The following is a 23,784-nucleotide window of genomic DNA, read 5'->3' as shown; positions in this document are numbered from 1 at the left end:
CATACAGATGATACTTTTGAACGTATTTTGGTTTGATTTTTTTGACTGGATTTATCTTAAAGACAGCGGTTTTATTTAAACGGCGGAATTATCGGTTTGGAAATTAATGGATCACCGATTTTTCAGGTTCGATTACCTGTTCTTTTATTTGATAAAAATCTGAGTTAATCAAAAACTTTGTTTCTGAAAACAGAAATTTTCAAGCCACTCCCATGACCTGATGGGAAAATTACGTCTTTGCTGTATCTCTTTTACTCCTTAAAATTCCTTTCCCGTATGCATTGCGAAGCATCTGAAGAGCTTTAAAATTATTGTTTCATTTAAAAGTTTTAAGAACATGCAAACGCACATTCTTGGCTATCCGCGTATTGGTAGCAACAGAGAACTCAAAAAAGCCTGCGAGCAGTATTGGACAGGCAAAATTGATGTCAATGGTCTTTTGGAGACCGGCAAAACCATTAAAAACAAACATTGGAAACTCCAGCAGGAAGCAGGCATCGACCTGATCCCGTGCAACGACTTTTCGTTTTACGATCAGGTATTGGACATGACCCTCACCTTGGGTGCCATTCCGGAACGTTACCGGGAAATTGCTGCCCGGAAACACGAAACTGATCTTTATTTCGCGATGGCCAGAGGATTCCAGAAGGAAAGCATGGACATTACGGCGATGGAAATGACCAAATGGTTCGATACCAATTACCACTACATTGTTCCTGAATTTCAGAAAGACCAGGAATTCAGCCTGTTTTCCGAAAAGATCATCGAAGAATTCACCGATGCCAAAGAAGCCGGGATCCGTGCAAAGCCGGTGATGATCGGTCCGGTAACCTATCTTTTGCTGGGAAAAGAAAAAGAAGAAGGTTTTGACAAGCTGGATCTGGCCGATAAACTTCTGCCGGTTTATCTGCAGATTTTAAAAGAACTGGAAAATCAGGGAGCGGAATACATCCAGTTTGACGAACCGTTTTTAGCATTGGATCTAAGTGAAAAAGCAAAAGAAACCTATCAATGGGTATATGCTGAAATCAGGAAACACTTCCCTGATCTTAAACTTATTCTTGCTACGTATTTTGAAGGATTAAATGATAACCTTACTTTGGCATCTTCCCTATCTGCAGATGTTTTACATATTGATCTTGTACGCTGTCCTGAACAGCTGGATGACGTTTTACAGGCAGTTCCAGAAACATTGAGCCTGTCTCTGGGAATTGTCGACGGAAGGAATATCTGGAAAAATGATTTCGGGAAATCGTTAAATTTCATTGAAAAGACCATACAGAAAATAGGTTCCGAACGGGTGCTTATTGCGCCTTCATGCTCACTGCTCCACATTCCTGCCGATCTCGATGCGGAGAACAACGAAGAAATCCTGTCCGGTGAAATCAGGCAATGGATGGCTTTTGCCAAACAAAAAGTTAATGAGATTGTTACTCTCAGCAAACTGGCTTCAGGAGATACAGATGAAAATACGCAGCAGCAATTTGATGACAATAGAAGAGCCATCGAAAAACGCAGAATATCGACACTCATTCACAACCATGACGTTAAAGACCGGGTGGAAGTCACCACTGAAGAAGATGCCAAAAGGTCCTCTCCGTTTAAAGCAAGAAAAAGATCCCAGCAGGATATCCTTCAGCTGCCCTTATTCCCTACGACCACGATCGGTTCTTTTCCTCAGACCAAAGAGGTGAGAAACTGGCGTTCGAAATTCAAAAAAGGAGAACTAAATGCCGATGAATATGATGCTTTGCTGAAGCAGGAAACCGAAAGAACCATCCGCTGGCAGGAAGACATCGGCATCGATGTATTGGTTCACGGTGAATTTGAGCGCAATGACATGGTGGAATATTTCGGGGAACAGCTGGCCGGATTTGCCTTCACCCAAAACGGCTGGGTACAGAGTTACGGAAGCCGGTGTGTGAAACCGCCGGTAATTTATGGAGACGTTCACCGCCCGGCTCCAATGACGGTTTACTGGTCGGAATATGCCCAGTCGCTGACGAAAAAGTGGGTAAAAGGAATGCTGACCGGCCCGGTGACGATTCTTCAATGGTCATTTGTCCGCGACGATCAGCCGCGTTCTCTGACCTGCAAGCAGATTGCCCTGGCGATCCGTGATGAAGTAACCGATCTGGAAAAAGCAGGCATCCGGATTATCCAGATCGATGAGCCGGCGATCCGTGAAGGGCTTCCGTTAAGAACCTCAGAATGGCAGAACTACCTGAAATGGGCCATTGAAGCGTTCCGGATTTCAGCCAGTGGTGTAGAAGATGCCACGCAGATTCATACGCATATGTGCTATTCTGAATTCAACGATATCATCCAGAACATTGCCGATATGGATGCGGATGTGATTACGATTGAATGCTCCCGAAGCCAGATGGAACTCTTGAATGCCTTTGCCGATTTTAAATATCCGAATGAGATCGGTCCGGGCGTATACGACATCCACTCGCCAAGGGTTCCGCCGAAAGAAGAAATGATGGAACTGCTGAAAAAGGCACAGGCTGTAATCCCGGCAGAACAGCTTTGGGTAAACCCCGACTGCGGCCTGAAAACCCGGCATTGGGAAGAAACCGAAAAGGCCCTTATCGCCATGGTAGCCGCTTCAAAAGAAATGAGTAAAGTGCCGGCTTTATAAACGCTTTAACTATTGATATTTATTTTCAGGGGTCTTTCGGGGCTCCTGTTTTGTTTATCTTTACAATAAACTACTCTTTAAATGACCACCGAAGAATTTGTAAAAAACTTTTATCAGGAAAAACAGAATATTCTCAGTTCATGTTTTGATCATCAATCGGAACACAGAACGCTTGTTTCAGCAAAAATAGAAGGATTGAATTTAGATAAAATTCAAAATGAAAAACTAAAAAATATCGTTTCTGATCTTATGACAGATGCTTTTTATACTGTATTACTTGGCCTGGACGGATCGGCAGCGATCGGAGATTCACAGGAACGTTTTAAAATCTATGATGAGAATAATCATTTAATTTCTGAAGGTGGCGATTTGGAAGGGTTAGCGTATGAATATTTCCATGAAAATAAATAAGATGAGAATTTTACTTTTATCTCTTCTCATTTCAATATCATTATCAGCACAGTTACGTGATGATGTACAAAATGAAATAAAATTTAAACATTATTGCTACCTGGATAACATTAATGTTTATTCTAAAGAATATCCTACCCAGCTTATAGAAGGTTCAGGTTCGATTAGAAACCGCAACTATAAAAACATCGGATCAATAGGTTTTTGCACTGAAATAACGCGAGATAAAAACGATAAAGTAATCCGTATTCGAAAATCCGAATCTCACCATTATGAAAAGTCTCGGGGCAAGCCTCAAAAAAGTGTCATTAATGAAATTACCATTTACTTCAATGATTCTCAGCAACCCGATTTAGCAAAATATATTTCCAAAACTTACATTTCTGATGCATTGGTAACAGGTAAAAATAAGCTGTTTTATTTACAGGACAACCATGATGATGATCCGGACTTTCATCCTGTAAAAACAGTATGGGATGAGACAAAAAAGTACGTTAAGTAAAATTGTTTTTAATTAATAATGAACAACTTACCATTTATCAATTTAAAACCTTAATTTTGCACCCCGAAATAAGGATCCAACCATATGAAAAAATTAGGCGAATACAGAAAGCTGCTGGAAGTAGATAAAAACGTAACGTTAAAAGAACTGAAAACCATTTACAGGAATACGATGAAAGACACGCATCCTGATAAATTCATAAACGACGAAGCCGGAAAGCTGGAAGCGGAAGAGAAAAGCAAATCGGTGATCGAGGCTTATCACTTCCTGGTAAGCATCAATCCGGAAACGCAGGAAAAGTACAAAGAAGAATATACGGAAACCATCACCACTTCAAATATTCAGGATTTTTATCTGGAAAAATCCATTCTTACGGTGCAGCACCTGAACGGAAATATTTATGAATACCTGAGTGTTCCGAGAAATACCTACATCAAAATGGTGAATGCCGATTCGCCGAGCCGTTTTGCCAGAAGACATATTTACGGAAGCTTCGTTTACCGCAAAGCCGGTGAAGTAATGGCCGATTAATTTTCTAAAGATATTTTAAGTAAGATTTCCAGGTTTTCCTGGAAGTCTTTTTTATTCTGGTATTTCCGGAACAAAACACAAATAACACGAATTTCTCACACGGATGCTGACGGGGCTTCAAATGACCTCAGCCACCGGCATGGTTATTCTTTTAAATCCGGGGAAGCATAAAATCTTTGATTTTTTGTGTGCTTTATTTCCATTCGATATTTAGCTTTTACCAAAAACACCATCGATATCTTTTGTCCTCTTTGGTGGTTAAAAATCCCAGCGTATTAAATCTTAACATCCAATAAAAAAGCGCATCATTGCTGATGCGCTTTTGGGTTAATTAAAGGTTGGTTAATAATAGTTAGTCTATATGTTTCGGGGTAAATCCGTCTTCACTTAGGTCTCTGTGTTTGTAATCGGCTTTCATTTCCGCTTCATAGTCTAACGGTTCGCCTTTGCCCATTCTTCTTAAGATCGAATCGAACAGAGAATATACTACCGGTACGATAATCAAAGTAAGGAATAATGATGAGGTCAGACCGCCGATGATTACCCAGGCAAGACCGTTGTTCATCTCTGCTCCTGCACCTTTGGCAATTGCGATCGGGATCATCCCGAAGATCATTGCAATAGTTGTCATCAGGATCGGACGGAGACGGGCATGGTTGGCCTGGATCAGTGCGTCGTGGGTATTGGCTCCTGCTGCTTTTCTCATATTGGCAAAGTCGACGATCATAATCGCGTTCTTCGCTACCAGACCGATCAGCATGATCATCCCCAGCATGGTAAAGATGTTCAGCGAGTTTCCGGTGATGGCCAGGATCACCATTACCCCGATCAGTGCCAATGGAATAGAGAACAGTACCACAAACGGATAGACAAAGGAGTCATACAGGGAAACCATTACCAGGTATACCAATACGATGGCTGCCAGCAAGGCAATTCCCAATGTACCGAAACCTTCCGTCTGGTTTTCCATATCCCCGCTCCAGATGTACGATACCCCTGCAGGTTTTGTTTTTTCGTTATCCATGAACATTGCAGCCCATTCGTTGGCTACATCCCCTACCGGACGGCCTACGACTTTGGATTTTACTTTTACCGAAGGCGCCTTGTCCCTACGTTCCAACAAGCTTGGCCCGGATCCCATTTTTACATCGGCAAACTGGCTCAATCTGATCTGCTGACCTTGAGGATTGGTGAACATCAGGTTCCGTACATCATCAATTGACTGTCTGTTGGCATCACCGAAACGGATGTTGATGTCGTATTCATATTCCCCGGCTCTGAATTTCCCGTCGGTATTTCCGCTGAATGCCGTCTGCATCGTCTGTCCTACGCTGGAAAGATTCAGGCCTAAAGCCGCCATCTTATCCCGGTCAATATTTACCTGTACTTCCGGGTTTCCGCTATCGGTGGACAATTCGGCATCCACTGAACCCGGCACCTTTTTAAGCAGATTCAGGATCCTGTTTGCTTCTTTGTTTGCCGTTTCATTATCCTGAGCGGTTACCACCATTTCGATCGGTGCGTTGTCCGCTCCCATCAATCCGATCGGCGCCGTCTTGAATTCAACACCGGTGAATTTTTCCTCCAGGGCTCTTTTGATCTTGGCAGATTTGATATCGGTACTTTCGTTACGTTCCGATTTGTCTACTAAGATTACCTGGATCTCCGATTGGTACAGGGTTGCCTGTGCCCCTCCGAATCCTGAAGACTGCTGCCCTACCGTGGTAATCATGTCCACGACATCTTTATCGTTTCTCAGGTATCTTTCAACTTCCAGGGTTACCTGGTTGGTTTTTTCTACGGAAGCATCTTTCGGTAATTCCATCTGGACAAGGAACTGGCCCCTGTCCATTTTAGGGAAGAATTCCCCTCCGATGAATCCGAATGCAACCAGCATGAAGGAAGAAATCAGAATAATGAAGGTTACCACAACCGTCATTACTCTTCTCAGGGTTGTTTTTAAAGCCCATTCCAGAATTCCGGTGATCCAGTGCGTGAATTTCTCCAATTGTTTTTCGAACCAAAGAATAAATCTTTCGAAAACATTTTTTCCCGTAAGGTGTACCAGTTTCCCGTATCTTGAAGAAAGCCACGGAATGATGGTAAATGAGGCCAATAATGACAACATTGTTGCAATAACCACCGTTACACAGAACTGTGCTAAAATATCGGATACCAATCCTGAGCTCATCGCAATCGGTAAGAATACCACCACAATTACGAGGGTAATCGCCGTTACGGTAAACCCGATTTCAGAAGCTCCGTCGTAAGCTGCACGGATCCTGCTTTTTCCCATTTCCATGTGCCGGTATACATTTTCCAGTACCACAATCGCGTCATCCACAAGGATACCTACCACGAGGGAAAGTCCCAGTAAGCTCATCAGGTTCAGGGTATAGCCCATCAGATACATTCCGATTACTGTGGCAATCAATGACATCGGGATCGATACCATTACGATGAACGCGTTTCTGATGTTATGAAGGAATAATAACATTACAATTGCCACAAGGATAATCGCCAGAAACAAGTCGAAAATTACGTGGTCTGCCGCTTCCAGGGTAAAGTCGGTGGAGTCATCCACGATATTCACCTGAAGTCCCTGAACTTTATAGTCGTTCTGTACCTGGGCAATGGTCTTCTGAACCAGCTCCGATACCGCTACTGCGTTGGCATCCGACTGTTTCTTTACCTGAAGCAAAATCGTAGAATTCTGGTTGTACCTCGCGATTTTTTCAACATCTTTCTGTGAATCGAAAACCGTAGCAATGTCCGAAAGTCTCACCTGAGCACCGTTTTTGCTGGAAATCACCAGATTGTTCAGCTCTGCTACATTCTTATATTTTCCGGAAAGACGGATCGTCGATCTCGAAGTTCTTGTTTTCAAAGCTCCCGTCGGGAAATCCAGGTTGGAAGAAAGGATGGCCTGCTGTACATCACCGATAGACAGTCCGTACCCCTGCAGTTTCTTTTCATCTAAATTAACCTGAATCTCTCTTTCCTGTCCGCCGACCAGATCCACCTGGGCAACTCCGTTGACACGGGAAAAGATCGGTTCGATTTTCTTATCCAAAAGATCATAAAGCTGTTTATTGTTCAGCTTGTTGCTGGTAATACTCAGCGTCATGATCGGAAGATCGTCTAATGAGAATTTGTTCAATGACGGCGGATCGGCATCGTCCGGAAGATCTGCCAGAACTGCATTTACTTTTCTCTGGGCGTCATTCAATGCATAATTCACATCGGCACCCGTGTTCAGCTGAACCATGATCACCGATAAACTTTCGTAAGATGAAGATTCCACCTTTTTTACGTTCTCCAGAGAACCTACGGCATCTTCAATTTTCCGGGTCACGGAAGTTTCCACCTCTGCAGGCGAAGCTCCGGGATAGACCGTAGAAATGGTTACCATATTGGTTTCAAACTTCGGAATCAATTCATACCCCATCATGGAGTAGCTTAATAAACCGCCCAGCGTAAGGATCGTAAAGAGTACGATGACCAGGGACGGCCTTTTAATGGATATTTCTGCTAACTTCATCTGCTCTTACTTTACGATATTGATTTTGGAACCGTTATCCAGGTTGATCTGTCCGCTGGTAATCACCTGCTCCCCTCCTTTCAGTCCGCTTACGATCTGAACTTTATCACCATATACTTTTCCGGTCTGCACCGTGATCAGCTTGGCCGTTCCGTTGTTTACGATAAACAACTGCCCTGAGCTTACCCCGTTGACGAAAGCTTCCGCCGGAACCGTCAGCATGTTCTGGGTTTCCGCGCCGTTGTTGGTTTTGAAGGTTGCCGTTGCATACATCCCGGCTTTCAGGTTTCCTCTGTTCTGTACTTCAATTTCCACCGGAAAATTTAAGGACGCATCACTTTTAGGAGCGATAAAGGTAATTCTTCCCAAGAAAGACTCGTCCGGCAATACATTGACTTTAATCGGAACTTCCTGGCCCAGCTGGATTTTCCCAATCTGGCTTTCATCCACCAAAACGGACAGCTTCAGAGAATTGATGTTTACGATTTCAAATAAAGCCGTTCCCGGCGCCACAACCATTCCCGGTTCCACCATCTTTTTGTTGATGGTACCGCTGATTCCGGCACGTACGCTGGTATCGTTTACTCTTACGCCCTGTGCACGAACCGCCGCCTGTGCATTTTTCAGCTGCAGCCTCGAATTATCAAGCTGCTGCTTTGTGACCCCTCCGGTTTTGAAAGCATTTTCGTAACGCTGATTATCGATGATGGCATTCTGTAAGTTGTTCTGCGCCTGGGCAACATCCACTTCAATCGCATCTTTCTTGATAGTGGCCAATACCTGGCCTGCTCCTACCCTTGAACCTTCTTTTACCAGAACGCTTACGATACGCCCTGAAATCTCGGAAGACTGGTTGGATTCCTGCTTTGGAATAAAGGTTCCGTTAGCAGAGTAATCGGTGTTGATATTTTCTCTTGAAACGGTTACCACGTTCACATTTATTTTGTCCACCTGCCGGGCCACCTCCTGTACCTCTTTGGTCTGCTTTTCTTTGTTACCGGCAATTTTATAGGCTGCCAGACCAATCAGCACAGCAGCCACGATGATATATATTAGAGTTTTTTTCATTGTAGTTTATTATGGGTTTTGTAATGTATTCAGTTCACCTTTTGCTTTAATCAGCTTAATTTCCGCCTGTTTGTAATCCAACAGCGCATTGGCATAATTTTGTTTGGCATCCGTTAATGCATTTTCAGAATCCAGCACTTCCGTAAGTGTTGCCAGGCCATATTGGTAATTGGATTGTGTATTTTTCTGAACCCTTTCGGCCAGGCCTACATTATCTTTTGTATTCTCAATTTTTATCAGTGCATTTTCCATATTGGTCACGGCATTCCGGTAATCCAGGCTCAGGCTCAGCTGTGTGTTCTGGATGTCCTGGTCCAGATCCTGAATATCGATTTCCGCCTGGTTGATCTTGGCTTTCGTGGATCCTCCGTTGAAAATGGGAATATTGATATTTAATCCGATCGCCGAGTAATCGCTCCACAGCACCCCGTTGTTGATTCCGTTGGTTAAAGGGAACTTGGCTCCTGTCGCACCCCAGCCATAGTTGGCCACGAGATTGACTGTAGGGTACCGATAGGCTTCCGTTGCTTTCTTATTATAAACCAAAAGCTCCCTGTTTTTGCTTAAAACTTTTACTTCGGTACGTTCATCCAGGTTTACCGTACTGGCAACCAGTTCAGGTCTCGGTTCGATGGTTTTCTCTTCGAGTTCGATATCGGTACTGATCGGAACGCCCATATAGAATTTCAAAGCATTCTTTGACAGCTCTACCGCATTTCTCAGGGTCTGCCTGTTGGATCCGATGTTGGTCAGCTGAACATTGGTCCGGTCGAGGTCGATCGATTTTGCCAATCCGTTATCGACCAGACTTTTAATCACATTTCTTACTCTTTCCGTATTGGCATAGCTGGCGTCTACCGTTTTCAGGTTTTCTTCCTGGACAAACACCTGGTAATAAGCCGTGGCTACGTTCTCGATAAGCTGTTCGTTGGTAAGCTGGGCGTTTAAAACATAAAATTCCCTGGTGGATTTCGCGGCCTTAAGACCGGTAAAAACCCTTTGGTCGAAAATGGCCTGCTGCAGCTGTACGGAAGCTGTGGAGCTCCATGGCTGTCCCAGCTGGGCCCTGATCCTCTGTCCTCCGAACTCCAGCAATGATTCCTGGATAATCGGGTTGTAGGTAAGCCCCGCAGTCGCATTGATCTGAGGCAATGCCCCGGCTCTGGCTTCATCGATTTTGTATTCGGCTTTTTTGATCTGTAAAGCAGCTTTTTTTGCTTCTGCCTTATTCTGGAGCGCCTGCTTAATGGCTTCCTGAAGGGAAACCTGCTGCTGGGCGGACACCGATGAAAAACCGAACATCATAAATGCAGCAGCTATTCCTATTTTAAGCTTTCTTGCAGTTATACGTTTACTTTTCATAATCTTATACTTCGTTTATTATTTTAATGTAATTGCTGTTTCAGTGATTTTATTTTTAAAGGACGGATCATTTTAAAAATTACTTTAACCTTTTATTTAATTCTTAAATAGCATATTCAGGATAATCCCTTTTCGCTCGGAAATAATTTTATCAAATTCCGTTTCATCAATCATCAGGTTTTCCATGAGCAAAGGCCGTACGGCGCTTGGAAAGACCAATAAAGAAATCATATTCAAAAGAAACTGAATGGGCTTCATTTGTTCGATATTTCCCAATTCCATTTCCGTTTCGATATCTTTATAGAGTTTTTCCAGTTCACCCTGTTCAATATCTTTTTTGTGACAGTTTCCTTTGTTAATCTGTGAAACAATGTAGGTTTCCAGGTACGGATACTGAAGACTGGTAGACAGGCTGCTTTCTATAAACTGGCTTATTTTTTCTTTGAAAGGCAGGTCTGAATTCATGATGATCTCCGATTTTTCGTGCTCTACTTTGTGCGCTTCATCAAAAATAATCTGGATCAGATTATCCCTTGAGCGGAAGTAGTAATTGATCAAAGTTCTGTTGACACCGGCCGCATCGGCAATTTCCTGGGTGGTAGCGTCAAACTTCCCTTTCACAAAGAATAAATTCTTTGTGGTTTCTTTAATAAGTTCCTGTGTCTGGTCTTTTTTGATTTGATTTGACATTTTTGTTAAACAACTTTGTGCAAATTTAAATCAATCAATTGTTTTGACAAAATTGTTAAACAAAATAATTAAGGAAATTACTATGATATGCATCAGGTTTTTTTTCTAAGATTTGATATCCTTTCAAGGTTAAGATTGATCATTACATTAGGTAATATCCTAAGTCTCTTACGATGCCTGTGAGGCATTAAATGGATTCTTGCTCCGAAGCAAATAAAATTTTTTAGCGATGATGGAATTATTTCTATGAAAGCAACCGAAGATTTTCTCATTGAATTGATGAATGAATTTCAACAGTGAATCGCTGTTCATTTTTTCTATGGAGAATATTAATTTTAAATTCATTCCGAAACCTCCCTGTTTTACTATATTTGCCGGAAATTTAATAACCGATGCGAAAACTTTTATTTCTACTCAACATCTTCTGTTGTATTTCTATTTTTTCACAGAAAAAACCTCCCGAAACCCCTGATTATTTCTTTTATGAAAACAAAGGCCAGATTGTAGACCAGGACGGAAAAGCTAATCCGGATGTAAAATATCTGTTTCACTCAGCAGGATTGAATGTACAGCTCAGGACTTCGGGATTTTCTTATGATGTTTACGAAACAAAAAAGACCGCAAATCCAAATTCATCCAAATTAAAAAAGGACAGAGCACTCGATGGCAGAACCTTTCAGGAAGATGAATTTTTATACGAAAACCAGTTTCACCGGATTGATATTGAGTTAATAAATTCAAATAAAAACGCATCTGTTGCCGCCGAAGGCAAATCTCCGGATTACAGCAACTATTACAATATTCCCGGCAGACCCAAAGGTATAATATCCGTTCACCGGTTCCGGAAGGTGGCCTACAAGAATATTTACCCCAATATCGATCTTGTATTTTTTAAGCCAAAAGACACTTTGAAGCCTATTGAATATAACTTCATCATCCATCCCGGAGGAAAAATTTCGGATATTAAAATGAAATTCAATGGAGTTCCCACTGCAATTAAGGATAAAAAGCTGCTGATGAAAGTGCGTTTCGGTGATCTGTTTGAAAACATTCCTAACAGTTGGATCGAGGGAAATACTAAAGAAGATATCGACGTTTCTTTTAAAGATCTCGGAGATCAGGTATTCGGATTCAATGCACCGGTTGAAACAACCAATCGTAAAATAGTTATTGATCCAGTGCCAACAAGAGTATGGGGAAGTTATGCAGGAGGAAACGGTGACGATTACGGAGGTATAAAAACTGACATCCAATCAAGAGGATATGTTTTCGGAACAAGCAGCAGTTATAATAATATTGCGACGTCAGGAACTTTTCAGCAAAACCTTTCTCTTGGACTGGATGCATTTATTATGAAACTTACCAAAGATGGTCAAAGGCTTTGGGGTACCTATTATGGCTTTAACATGACTGACGTATTTCAGGATGTAGATTTTGATGAAAGCTTTAATATTTATGCAGGAGGAACTGTTGAAAGAGGGTTAAACAATACGAATATAGTTGTTGTTAAATTCAACAGCAACGGAAACATGGTTTTTCAAAAAGAATTTATATCCAGCAGGAAAGATAAACTTTACACCATCTCATATAATCAAAATGAAGTATTTATCGGAGGCGATGCTTTCAGTTCGGATTTTCCTACCGTCAATGCTATGCAGCCTTCAAAAGCCACTCCTATCGGATATACTGATGGTATTCTTGCTTCCGTAAATTCAATTACGGGAATTGTAAACTGGGCAACCTATTTCGGACAGAGTGACGGTTCTACTTCTATTTTTGAGATTATGTCTTCGTCGGACAATCTGGAAATCGTAGGAGCCACCCAATCGGCAAATATCCCGATGGTTAATGCTTTCCAGCCAATGAAAGGAGGCGGTTCAGACGGAATTTATATAAGGTTGTCAAGATCAGGAAATACCATTCTGAAATCAAGCTATTACGGAAATACAGGCGATGAATTTGTTGTGAAAGGCAGAATTGTAAATAATGTACTGATTCTCCCGGGAAAATATTCTACTCCCGCTTTTCCACTGGGTCAACCCGGAATATGGAGAGTCAATTTATCTAATCATACCATCACCAAAAATTATTTCAATTTCAATGGAGATCCCCAACTATTAGCTTATCCTGACGCTTCCGGAAATGTATTTTTTACAGGACTCCATTCCAATGGCCAGCCTGATATTTCAACACCTGGAGCTTATATGGGAATGCCTTCTCCATATATATCTACTTTCTTAATCAAGTATAATCAAAATGACATTAAGGAATGGGGGACCTACTATACCGGAAATGGAGCGACACAGCAAGGAATGGCAACTAAAGATAATGAGGGAGCCATTTATCTTACAGGGATGTCAAGTGGAAATACCACAGGAATTGCTACTTCAGGAACATTCCAACAATTGAATGGTGGTCTAAATGACATTTTTATTGCTAAATTCCAGGATTGTAACTCTTCTGCGGTGATTTCTTCCAATTCCCCGGTCTGCATCAACTCTACGCTGCAACTGAATGCGTCAGGCGGAGCAGTGTATAGTTGGACCGGACCAAACGGATTCAATTCGACGCTGCAAAATCCTGCAATTCCAAATTCAACAACAGCAAATTCGGGAATATATACTTGTCAGGTTTCAGGATCTTTAAATGGATGTGACGGTAATTTTTCGGTACATGTGATTGTCGGGGATATTACTCCACCCGTTCCGAATGTCACTACCCTTCCCCATATCACCGGGGACTGCCATACCGTGGTTTCAAACATTCCGACAGCAACAGATAATTGTGCCGGGGCAGTAACGGCAACTACGACAGATCCACTTTCTTATTCAGTACCTGGAATATATGTGATCCACTGGACATATAATGACGGCAACGGGAATATTTCGGCTCAGAACCAGAATGTAACGGTAACATCTCCTGCACTTCCGACGACGATGAACACCCAACAAACCTTCTGCGTAAGCTTTCACCCGACCCTGGCCGATGTTCAGATTACCGGACAGAGCATCAAATGGTACGATGTGGCGGGAATTCTTTTAGCGGGAACTATGCCATTGGTCAACGGGCAGACTTATTTTGCTTCCCAAACCATCAACGGCTGCGAAAGCAATAAGCTTTCGATTCAGGTAACGGTACACAACACACCGAAACCAACGGGAAATTCCGTTCAGGATTTCTGTATTTCTGCTGCTCCGACTTTAGCTAACCTGGCAATTACAGGAACTTCGCTGAAGTTTTACGATGCCGCCGGATACATTTTGCCACTGACGACTCCGCTTGTTGACGGAACAACTTATTTTGTAACGCAGACGCTGAACAGCTGCGAATCTGAAAAGCTTGCGGTTATAGCTACCCTTTCCGCCAATAATGTCCCCGCCAACGATTATTCCGTGGCATTGTGCAACACCACAACCGGAAATTCAATGAGCGTTAATTTAACTGCTTATCAATCCAATATAATCATTAACCCGGGAAGTTACGCTTTCGCTTATACGGATAGTTTGGGGAATCCGATTGCCAATCCTGTCAATTACCTGCTGAATGTAGGATCAACGGTGATTCACGTTAAAGTTTCCACACCCGACGGATGTTTTAAAATCGTACGATTAAATATTGCCCTGAATCCAAAACCGGAATTCAATCTTCCTGAAAAAATCGATTTCTGTAAAGGAAAGACCGTAACGCTTGATGCCGGAAGCGGCTATGCCTCTTATCTGTGGAGCAACGGAGCAACATCACAGACCATTACGGTTTCCGCTCCGGGGAATTATTCCGTAACGGTAACGAACAGCTTCGGGTGCCAGACTACGGATAACATTCAGGTAAGCTATACGGTTTTACCGGAAATCGTATCCGTAAACGTAAGCAACAATTCCGCAACGGTTATTCTTTCCGCAACAGGAAATTTTGAATATTCACTGGATAATTTCACCTGGCAGGATTCCAATACATTCATTAATTTAAAGATCGGTGAATACATGGTTTATGTAAGAACAAAGGGAGGTTGTTCCATAGGCCAGAAACCGTTCTCTATTTTTAATATTCCGAATACCTTTACTCCGAACGGAGACGGCTTTAACGATCAGTGGAAAATTACCGGACTGGAAAATTATCCGGGGACCGAGGTCTGTGTATACGACCGTAGAGGCCTTCCGGTTTTCAGAGAAACCATTTCTAAAAAACCGTTGGCCTGGGATGGTAAGCTGAACGGAAGCCAGGTCTCTACAGGAAACTACTGGTATACCATAAAAGTATCGGACGGCAGGGTCTATACCGGCTGGCTGCTGATCAAGAACAGGGAATAATACAAAAAAGCAAAACGAGCGGAAATTTCCGCTCGTTTTTTATTTAGAGTAAACGAATTTTATCGTCCAGGATATCGATGATCTTATCTTTATAGAGTCCTCCGATGGCTTTTTTGAAGTTTTTCTTGCTCATCTGCACCTCATCTTTAATTTCTTCCGGTGTAGATTTGTCTGAAAGGTGAAGCAGTCCGTAATTCTCTTCCAGCTTGTCTAAGATTTTCTTTTTAAACTCATCGATGTTTTCAAATCCTTCGGGCTGCAGGGAGACATCAATTTTCCCGTCTTCACGAATGGCTTTGATGTATCCTGTCTCCTCGGACAAAGGGTATAACTTTTTGAAAACATCGGAAGCGTAGATCAGTCCGATGTATTTTTTATTGATCACCACATTCCAGCCCAGTTCACTTTCATTCATCATGATCAGGTCTGCTTTATCACCTTTCTGAAAAGGAAGATCCTCGTACTGCGGGTTTCTTTTAAATTTGGTGGTTCCGGTAATCAGTCCCAGATCCTCATCGATATAAATATGGACCAGGTATCTTTTGCCTTCAATGATTTTGGTTTTCTGCTGCTTGTACGGGATAAAAAGATCCTTAATGATCCCCCAATCCATAAACGCGCCGCTCGGCAGGCTCTGTACACAGCTCATTACCGCAAACTCATCCACTTCCGCCAGTGGTATTTCTGTGGTGGCTTTTAATTTACCATCATCCTGATAAACAAAAACTTCTATTTCATCATCAATTTCCTTGTCGTCGTGGGTAAAAATCTTTGGCAGAAATGCCTTTTCACCGGATTCGTCCGTAAGGATCCATCCTGAATTGTTTTTATCTGAAATTTTTAAAGTCTGGGTTTTTCCGATTTGCATGGATGATAAAATTAGTCGACAAAGGTACGGAAATTGCCGATTTCCACCTATTGATAATTTTCCAAATCTTTTTTCAGCACGGCCGCTTCTTTCGGATGATCCTTTTTTTCCTCGTCTTTGCCTGATACACCGGTAGTTTTAATAAGCTTTCCATTCACGTAATAATATCTCGATTCCGACACCAGCACCGGCTGATTCAGAAGTCCGCTCCCGCCTGAGATCCTGTATTTTTTATAATGGACAAAGACCGGCTGGCCACGGTCGAAAAAATATTCCGTCAGATATCTCCAGGCCGATACACTTACTGAATATCCCATTTTCTGAAGTTCTCCTTTATAATAAAACCCTTTAAGCTCGCTGCCATTATCGGTTACCTGCCCTTTCTCAACGAAATATTCATTAGGTACTGTTTTTACCGTATAATTTCCGGTTCTGTTGATCTGTTCAACGGTTTTCCGGATGGCGGTAACATCCTGTCCGAAAGCTGAGCTACAAATTAGGACTGACAGATAGAAAAATAAATTCCGCATCTTTTTAAATTTAAGATTAAGAGAATTACAGATTAGAGATGTAATCCATCACTTCCTTCCTGCTGCTTTCAAAATCCATAGCATCTCCTACCATAAAGTATCGATGCTTGTCAACGCAATGCGGAAAGAGCAATTTGGCCAATGCAATTTTATTTTTATCAAAACTTAAATCTTTTACAAGCGTGCCGATCTGTTTTGAAGTAAACATGGCGTGGCGGCCCTGCGTTTTAATAAAGGCTATCTTTTTATCATCGAACCAGGCATCTTTCTTCATGGCTGAAAAAAACCGCTGAAAATCCTGGTTGTCCATGACATTCAGGTAATTTCCACTGTTGTCCACATCGCCCTGGCTTCCGTAAGGATTGTTCCAAACGTCATTCCAGCTGTTGAAACCGTATGACCGGTTCGGTACAGGATAGTTATCCAGAAGATACAGGCCTTCTGTTGTGAAAAAATCCAGGACCATCCTGCTGTTGTTCCGCACATTCAAAGTTGTTCTGTAAACAAGATATCCGCTTTCATAAATGGAGACGGGGATTCTTCCTGCCGGCAGATCGAAAAACCGGTACCGTCCGGAATTGTTGGACATATACTGATCTCCTATTTCCACGCTGAAAAATCCCTGCTCCGGAATTCGGAGGAAAACCTCTGAATACCCGTAATCCGGATTCCATTGGTAGTTTGGGTTTTTAATTCTTAAACCGTCGGTATTCCGGTTTCTGAATCCTGAGTTATTATTGTTGTTATTGCTTTTGTTGTTGTTGTTGCCCTGTACCCTGGCTTTGGAATCCGAGGATCCCAGTTCGGAAACGGATGCTTCATTTTTCAGCCGTTCTCCTGCTTTTCCGGCTTGCTGCGCTGATGCATAACTTCCTGCTACAAGAGCCAATCCGATGATTATCTTTTTCATATCCTGTTTTATTTTATGATTTTATCCTTTAAAAAAAGGAGAGGCCAATGCCTCTCCCAATTTACAAATATTTTAAATGACTATCTGTATGATCAGATATTACATGTGAATCGGTCTTTTTGCCGTTGCATCCAATGCCGCTTCTTTGATTGCTTCCGCATACGTCGGGTGTGCGTGTGAGCTTCTCGCAATGTCTTCTGCACTCGCACGGAACTCCATAGCAATTACCGCTTCTGCGATAAGGTCAGCCGCTCTTGCGCCTACGATGTGCATTCCTAAAACTTCATCGGTTTTTTCATCAGCAATGATTTTCACCAATCCGTCTACATCACCACTGGCACGGCTTCTTCCCAAAGCCCTCATCGGGAAAGAACCTACTTTGTAAGCCACGCCTTCTTCTTTCAGCATTTCTTCAGTTTTTCCTACCCCTGCTACTTCCGGCCATGTATATACAACTCCGGGAATCAGGTTGTAATTGATGTGAGGCTTTTGCCCGGCCAGAGTTTCAGCAACGAAGACGCCTTCCTCTTCTGCTTTATGAGCCAGCATGGCCCCTTGGATCACGTCTCCGATGGCATAAATGTTAGACACATTCGTCTGAAGATGGTTATTTACCTTTACTCTTCCTCTTTCGTCAAGTTCCACACCTGCTTTTTCAAGGGCAAGCCCATCGGTGAAAGGTCTTCTTCCTACGGAAACCAGACAGTAATCACCTTCCACGACTACTTCCGCTCCTTTTTTATCTTTGGCTGTAATTTTTACGGTATCCCCGTTTCTTTCCACTGCAGAAACCGCTGTAGAAAGCATGAACTTCATGCCCTGTTTTTTAAGAACCTTTGTTAGCTCTTTACTCAAAGCACCATCCATTCCGGGAATAATTTTATCCATGAACTCCACTACGGTTACCTGGGCACCTAACCTCAGATAAACAGAACCTAATTCAAGACCGATTACCCCTCCGCCGATCACAACCAAATGTTTAGGGATTTCTTTAAGATTTAAAGCTTCTGTAGAAGTAATTACCCTTTCTTTATCCAGTGTGATAAAAGGTAAAGTAGTCGGCTTGGAACCGGTAGCGATAATGGTGTATTTCGATTCGATGGTTTCTGTAGAACCGTCGTTTTTAGTTACTTTGATTTGGCTGGCGGATTCGAAGCTTCCCACCCCTTCAAAAACAGTGATTTTGTTTTTGTTCATCAGGTAGCTGATCCCGTCCGTATTTTGTTTGATCACCTCGTTTTTACGTTCGATCATCCTTGCAATATCAGCCTGAGGCTCGTTGATGATGATTCCGTGGCCTGCAAAATTATGCTTGGCGTTCTCGAAATGCTCAGAGCTGTCTAAAAGTGCTTTCGACGGGATACATCCCACGTTAAGACAGGTTCCGCCCAAAGTCGGGTATTTTTCAATAATTGCTGTTGTGAAACCTAATTGCGCGGCACGGATTGCAGCAACATAACCACCAGGACCGGAACCGATTACGGTAACATCGAATTGACTCATGTTATTTATGAATTTGTTTATTTATTATCTCTTTAGTTCTTACAAATTTAACGATTAATTGCCATACCCCCAAGTGAGTTTTGTCAAGTTTTGAAAACGGAGCACACCTGCATAAAAAATCAGCAAAAATCTTTGATGTCTTTAAACTTCTCGATGATCTCACCGCATTTTTCAGTAAGGGCATCCAGATATCTTTCATCAATCCGTTTTAGCTTTAAATCAAGTTTATCCAAAAATTCTTTGCTGTAGAGTTTTCTTTCATCCCCAATCGGGTGAGTCTGGATCTCATTGTAGTAAGTTTCGAAGATACTTAGATCAATATTTTCCAACACTTTAATATCGTTGATTCTCCCCAGAAGATAATGCATTTTGAAATATCCCGAATGAATTCCGATCTGATTTGTAGCAATGGCAATGGAATTCGACCGCAGTTTCTTTATAAACCGGTTACGTTTTAATTCATCAAATTTATTCATTGCATTTTGTTCTCATAAAGCTGGAATCCGATATCATCTGATATTCAGAGTTCTCGGTAATAATTCTGTCAGAAAACTTCCGGCATCCGACATCCTCTTCCAACCCGTTTCCTGAACTTATATTGCAGGATCAATTAATCCAGATCAATTTTTCCTGCGCCAAATGCTGTCGTATTTTTAAAAAATCCGCCGCCGTAAACATACCATTCAAGACTTTCAAGATACTCCAGTGCGTTTTCAGGCGTAATCTGCGGGCGGTCTTTTTTGGAAACCATTCCTTTGTACCATTTACCGGATTCTGGCGTAACGTCTGCATTAAAAGCATACCGGATCCATATCCTCTGGCAAAGCTTGCACTGCTGAATGCTTACCTCAGCATTTTTTCCGTGTGTATTATCGATGCCCAGTGCTGAAGTCCTGAATTCCGTATAGGATACAGTGGGCTTTTCGCAGGCACATCCTAATTTCTGCATTTTAATCATGAATGAAAATTGATTTTATAAATAATTGAAAGGGTCAAAAGTAAGAAAACAGATCCCGGCAGGCAAACATTCAGGATTACCGATTTACGAGATCCAGCAAGACTTTTTCATACCGGTCCAGGATAATATGTTTTGAAAACCTGGATTTGATGCAGCTTTCGATCGCTTCAGGATCATGGTGCTCGTGCAGGATGCTCATGATTTTCTGTGCAAAATCCTCATGGTTCCCGATATCGGAAATCTCTCCGTTGATATTTTCCAGAATAATCTCATTAATTCCTCCAGGACAGTTGTTGGCTAAAGAATAGGTTCCGCAGGCACCGGCTTCCAGCAATACATTCGGAAAGCCTTCATATCTTGACGAAAGAACAAACAGATCGGCATGTTTCAGGAACCGGTACGGGTTTTCCTGCCGTCCGTGGAAAATAACATTCTCCAATCCTAAAAATTCCTTCATCTGATGCAGCAGATCACGGTCCTGCCCGTCCCCCAGAATATGGAGCAGGACATTTTCGTTTTTAAGCCTGGAAAAAACTTTCAGCAGGTTATCGAAGCCTTTCCTTGATGACAGGTTTCCGATGGCAACCACATTTTTATAATTGTATTTAAAGCTTTCTGGTTTTTGGGAATTGGTAAGTTTTTCTTCAATAAAATCAAAATCTACCGGATTATTGATCTTAATGACTTTTTTGGATTTTATCCGGAAATTCCCGGTGAGATCTTTCAGCATATCATCGCTTTGGGCAATGATCCTGTGGTAATTATTGTAAAAATTATAAAAGAATTTTATTTCTTTCCGCGTCACGTGCTTCGTCACCACATTGGTTTCGCGGGCAATAAATTTGGTATTGGGAAAAAGCTTGATGAATAAAGAAAGGTATGCATTTACCTCTCCGAAACCCGAAAACACGATATCCGGTTTTCTTCGGTAGATTTCTGCCAGAATAGGCTTTAATGAATGCCTGATTCTTTCGGTATTGATGTCGATGATTTCCACGTCTTCTTTCACGAAATTAAGGTACCCGCCCTGCTTTCGCAAAAGTAAAATCTTGGGCTCAAACCGGTCCCGTGAGAGATGGTTCGCAATGGTGGTTACGATCCTTTCCGCGCCGCCGGTTTCCAAGTCCGGCAGGATAAATATGACAGAGATCTTTTTCATCCCTGTAAAATTAGTAAAAAGTTTTGGTAACCTTCAAACCGAGTTCTTCAAAAACCGGAATAATTTCATTAATATTTTCCACACTCACAAAAGCATACTCGTCTTCTTTAAAACTCATTCCAGATCTGCTAAAAAATGGGAATGGCTCATCGCTTCTGCCAAAAATACCCTCAGGCTCTCCAAATATGATATTGCCGAAAAAACTGCCGTTCATTTGCGCGTTGATTTCATTTATTTCATGCAGTTCCTTATATTTAAAAACGTTTTCTTTCGTCTTATTTGCAACAATAATCCTCTGATTTGTAATCAGATAGTAATTATTCAGTATTTTAATATATTTAAAGATCCATCTGAAAAAAGTAATATATAAAGCTGAGCAGAAAATAATAACCGTTATAATCTGAAATATAAAGAAGCCCAGCTTTTTGCTATTCAGTAATAGAAAAAAGGAAGTTACCAGATAAAAAAAGGAAAAGACAATTCTGATCTTTTCTGTGGTATTAAAAAAGAAATTCTTCCGGGGAAGAATTTCTTTAAAATTATTTCATTATTGTTGAGCATCATTTTAATTGGCAACATCACTGATGAATTTTATCCTTAGCATCCTCACCTCTTCATCTGAAAGTTCGTCCCCGAATTCGTCCAAAAGAACCTTCATGCTGTCGCTTTCGGATTCGTTCATAAATTCCATAAAACCATCCACGATATCTTCATCAAAATTATCTTCGATGTAATAGTCGATATTCAGCTTGGTTCCCTGGTAAACGATGCGTTCCATTTCTTTCAGCAATTCATCCATCGAAAGGTTTTTAGCGCGGGCAATATCTTCAAGGTCGATTTTCTTGTCGGTACTCTGAATGATGAAAACCTTGTGGCTTGATTTATTGGCTACCTGCTTCAGCACCATATCCTGAGTACGCTCGATGTTGTTTTCTTCCACATATTTGCTGATGAAATCGGCAAATTCTTTTCCGTATTTTTTGGCCTTTCCCTCGCCTACACCATAGATTTTGGCGATCTCATCTACTTTTACCGGATACTGAACCGTCATGTCTTCGAGACTCGGATCCATAAACACGGTGTAAGGCGGAATGCCATGCTTCTTGGCAACTTTCTTCCTTAATTCTTTCAGCTGATTGAAAAGATTCTGGTCCAGACCACCGCCGGACTGCATCTGCACCTGATCGCTTTCCGCTTTTGTCTGCGTAAGATCGAATTCCCGGTCTTCTGCAATCATAAATGAATGCTCAAGTTTTCCGTCCAGTACCAATCTTCCTTTTTCTGAAATCTTTAAAACCCCATAGGTTTCTATGTCTTTCAGTAAAAAATTCTGAACCGTCGCCTGTCGAAGGACCGTTTTCCAGTGGTTGTCCTTCTCTTCTTTCCCGAATCCGAAATAAGGACTCTGATCCAGCTTATATGATTTCGTAACAGCCGTCTCTTTTCCGGCAATTACGGTAATCAGATCCTTCGACTTGAATTTTTCACCGGTATCCCTGATGAGCTCCAAAGCCTTTTTCAGATCATCCGTTGCATCTTTCAGCTTGGGCGGATTGGAAGAATTGTCGCACATTTTAGCGCCGTCCCCGTTTACAGGATCGAAATTTTCCCCGAAATAATACAGGATATACTGCCTTCTGCTCATACAGGTTTCGGCATAGCCTACGACTTCGTTCAAGAGCTGCAATCCGATTTCTCTTTCGGAAACAGGCTTCTGGGCAAGAAATTTTTCAAGCTTTTCAATATCTTTAGGATCATAATAGGCTACACAATGGCCTTCTCCGCCATCCCGTCCGGCACGTCCGGTTTCCTGATAATAACTTTCCAGGGATTTCGGAAAATCGTAATGGATCACGAAGCGCACATCCGGCTTATCGATTCCCATTCCGAAGGCAATCGTCGCCACAATCACGTCTACTTCCTCCATCAGGAATTTATCCTGATTGGCGACCCGTACTTTCTGGTCGAGACCGGCGTGGTAAGGAAGGGCATTGATCCCGTTGACCTGGAGAAGCTGGGCAAATTCCTCCACTTTCCTCCGGCTCAGGCAATACACGATTCCCGATTTTCCTTTATGACGGTTGATAAATCTTACAATTTCCTTATCGACATTTACCTTTGGCTGTACTTCATAGTACAGGTTCGGCCTGTTGAAGCTTTCTTTAAAAACCAATGCATTGGTCATTCCCAGCGTTTTCTGGATGTCATCCTGAACTTTTGGCGTTGCCGTTGCCGTCAGGGCAATTACCGGCACATCGGCAATTTTATCGATGATGGATTTCAGGTTTCGGTATTCCGGCCGGAAATCATGTCCCCATTCTGAAATACAGTGCGCTTCATCAATGGCACAGAACGAAATTTTCACATCTTTCAGAAAGTCAAGGTACTCTTCTTTAATCAGTGATTCCGGAGCTACATACAGCAGCTTTGTTTTTCCATTTTTTATATCGTCAAAAACCTGTTTGGTCTGGGTTTTGTTTAATGATGAATTCAAAACATGGGCAACCCCGTCATCAGAAGAAAGACCATTTACGGCATCCACCTGGTTTTTCATCAATGCGATCAGGGGAGATACCACAATAGCCGTGCCTTCCGAAATAAGTGCCGGAAGCTGGTAGCATAAGGATTTACCTCCGCCTGTAGGCATCAGAACAAAAATATCCTTACCGTTCATAAGGTTTTCGATGATCTGTTCCTGCTGGCCTTTGAAAGTGGAAAACCCGAAATATTTTTTCAATTCGCCTGATAAATTGGCTTTTTTTGCGCTCATCTAATTTTCTATTGCTAAATTTGCATCTAA

The 23,784-nt window shown here is 42.0% G+C and carries 18 protein-coding genes; 5 read left to right on the top strand and 13 right to left on the bottom strand.

The annotated features are described in order from the left end of the window. Positions 1–337 precede the first annotated feature (337 nt). The 4 genes from metE to FY557_RS12020 all read left to right on the top strand — a co-directional run bounded on the left by metE (position 338) and on the right by FY557_RS12020 (position 4,088). Positions 338–2,644 (top strand): 5-methyltetrahydropteroyltriglutamate--homocysteine S-methyltransferase, encoded by a 2,307-nt coding sequence (gene metE / locus FY557_RS12035; RefSeq protein WP_149247495.1) that lies wholly within the window; start codon positions 338–340, stop codon positions 2,642–2,644. 81 nt (positions 2,645–2,725) lie between these two features. Then, positions 2,726–3,055, top strand: a complete 330-nt coding sequence (locus tag FY557_RS12030; RefSeq protein WP_149247494.1) for a hypothetical protein — start codon at positions 2,726–2,728, stop codon at positions 3,053–3,055. 1 nt (position 3,056) lies between these two features. Beyond that, positions 3,057–3,557: a hypothetical protein gene (locus tag FY557_RS12025; RefSeq protein ID WP_149247493.1), complete on the top strand. Its 501-nt coding sequence runs from the start codon at positions 3,057–3,059 to the stop codon at positions 3,555–3,557. Between the two features lie 84 nt (positions 3,558–3,641). Further along, positions 3,642–4,088: a KTSC domain-containing protein gene (locus tag FY557_RS12020; RefSeq protein WP_146939660.1), complete on the top strand. Its 447-nt coding sequence runs from the start codon at positions 3,642–3,644 to the stop codon at positions 4,086–4,088. Between the two features lie 352 nt (positions 4,089–4,440). On the opposite strand, the gene FY557_RS12015 is transcribed toward FY557_RS12020, so the two are convergent. The 4 genes from FY557_RS12015 to FY557_RS12000 all read right to left on the bottom strand — a co-directional run bounded on the left by FY557_RS12015 (position 4,441) and on the right by FY557_RS12000 (position 10,749). Further along, positions 4,441–7,629: an efflux RND transporter permease subunit gene (locus tag FY557_RS12015; RefSeq protein WP_149247492.1), complete on the bottom strand. Its 3,189-nt coding sequence runs from the start codon at positions 7,627–7,629 to the stop codon at positions 4,441–4,443. Between the two features lie 6 nt (positions 7,630–7,635). Continuing rightward, a complete protein-coding gene (locus FY557_RS12010; RefSeq protein ID WP_149247491.1) occupies positions 7,636–8,697 on the bottom strand; it encodes an efflux RND transporter periplasmic adaptor subunit in 1,062 nt (353 codons plus the stop codon). A 9-nt stretch (positions 8,698–8,706) separates the two neighbouring features. Beyond that, a complete protein-coding gene (locus FY557_RS12005) occupies positions 8,707–10,059 on the bottom strand; it encodes a TolC family protein (protein WP_149247490.1) in 1,353 nt (450 codons plus the stop codon). Positions 10,060–10,155: 96 nt separating this feature from the next. Beyond that, the gene (locus FY557_RS12000) at positions 10,156–10,749 is read right to left on the bottom strand and encodes a TetR/AcrR family transcriptional regulator (protein ID WP_149247489.1); all 594 of its coding nucleotides are present in this window, start codon (positions 10,747–10,749) and stop codon (positions 10,156–10,158) included. 392 nt (positions 10,750–11,141) lie between these two features. Here FY557_RS12000 and FY557_RS11995 point away from each other — a divergent pair, with 392 nt between their 5' ends. Beyond that, a complete protein-coding gene (locus FY557_RS11995; protein ID WP_149247488.1) occupies positions 11,142–15,056 on the top strand; it encodes a T9SS type B sorting domain-containing protein in 3,915 nt (1,304 codons plus the stop codon). 43 nt (positions 15,057–15,099) lie between these two features. On the opposite strand, the gene FY557_RS11990 is transcribed toward FY557_RS11995, so the two are convergent. The 9 genes from FY557_RS11990 to recQ form a co-directional block, all read right to left on the bottom strand. Further along, positions 15,100–15,924 carry a S1 RNA-binding domain-containing protein gene (locus FY557_RS11990; protein ID WP_149247487.1) on the bottom strand — a complete coding sequence of 275 codons (825 nt, stop codon included), beginning with the start codon at positions 15,922–15,924 and terminating at the stop codon, positions 15,100–15,102. Positions 15,925–15,971: 47 nt separating this feature from the next. Beyond that, complete coding sequence (locus FY557_RS11985; protein WP_149247486.1) at positions 15,972–16,454, bottom strand: hypothetical protein; 483 nt, start codon at positions 16,452–16,454, stop codon at positions 15,972–15,974. Between the two features lie 25 nt (positions 16,455–16,479). Further along, positions 16,480–17,364, bottom strand: coding sequence for a DUF4476 domain-containing protein (locus FY557_RS11980; protein ID WP_149247485.1), 885 nt, complete (start codon positions 17,362–17,364; stop codon positions 16,480–16,482). A 99-nt stretch (positions 17,365–17,463) separates the two neighbouring features. Next, positions 17,464–18,867 carry a dihydrolipoyl dehydrogenase gene (gene lpdA, locus FY557_RS11975; RefSeq protein WP_149247484.1) on the bottom strand — a complete coding sequence of 468 codons (1,404 nt, stop codon included), beginning with the start codon at positions 18,865–18,867 and terminating at the stop codon, positions 17,464–17,466. Between the two features lie 119 nt (positions 18,868–18,986). Next, a complete protein-coding gene (locus FY557_RS11970; protein WP_149247483.1) occupies positions 18,987–19,343 on the bottom strand; it encodes a DUF2489 domain-containing protein in 357 nt (118 codons plus the stop codon). 134 nt (positions 19,344–19,477) lie between these two features. Beyond that, positions 19,478–19,825 carry a hypothetical protein gene (locus FY557_RS11965; RefSeq protein WP_149247482.1) on the bottom strand — a complete coding sequence of 116 codons (348 nt, stop codon included), beginning with the start codon at positions 19,823–19,825 and terminating at the stop codon, positions 19,478–19,480. 76 nt (positions 19,826–19,901) lie between these two features. Beyond that, positions 19,902–20,984 (bottom strand): glycosyltransferase, encoded by a 1,083-nt coding sequence (locus FY557_RS11960; protein WP_149247481.1) that lies wholly within the window; start codon positions 20,982–20,984, stop codon positions 19,902–19,904. 10 nt (positions 20,985–20,994) lie between these two features. Further along, positions 20,995–21,198 carry a hypothetical protein gene (locus FY557_RS11955; protein ID WP_149247480.1) on the bottom strand — a complete coding sequence of 68 codons (204 nt, stop codon included), beginning with the start codon at positions 21,196–21,198 and terminating at the stop codon, positions 20,995–20,997. A gap of 351 nt (positions 21,199–21,549) precedes the next feature. Continuing rightward, positions 21,550–23,754 carry a DNA helicase RecQ gene (gene recQ, locus FY557_RS11950; protein WP_149247479.1) on the bottom strand — a complete coding sequence of 735 codons (2,205 nt, stop codon included), beginning with the start codon at positions 23,752–23,754 and terminating at the stop codon, positions 21,550–21,552. Positions 23,755–23,784 lie beyond the last annotated feature (30 nt).

The organism is Chryseobacterium sp. SN22, from assembly GCF_008329705.1.
GTDB lineage: Bacteria > Bacteroidota > Bacteroidia > Flavobacteriales > Weeksellaceae > Chryseobacterium.
The sequence above is the reverse complement of the archived record's forward strand: the minus strand, read 5'-3'. Positions and strand labels throughout refer to the sequence as shown.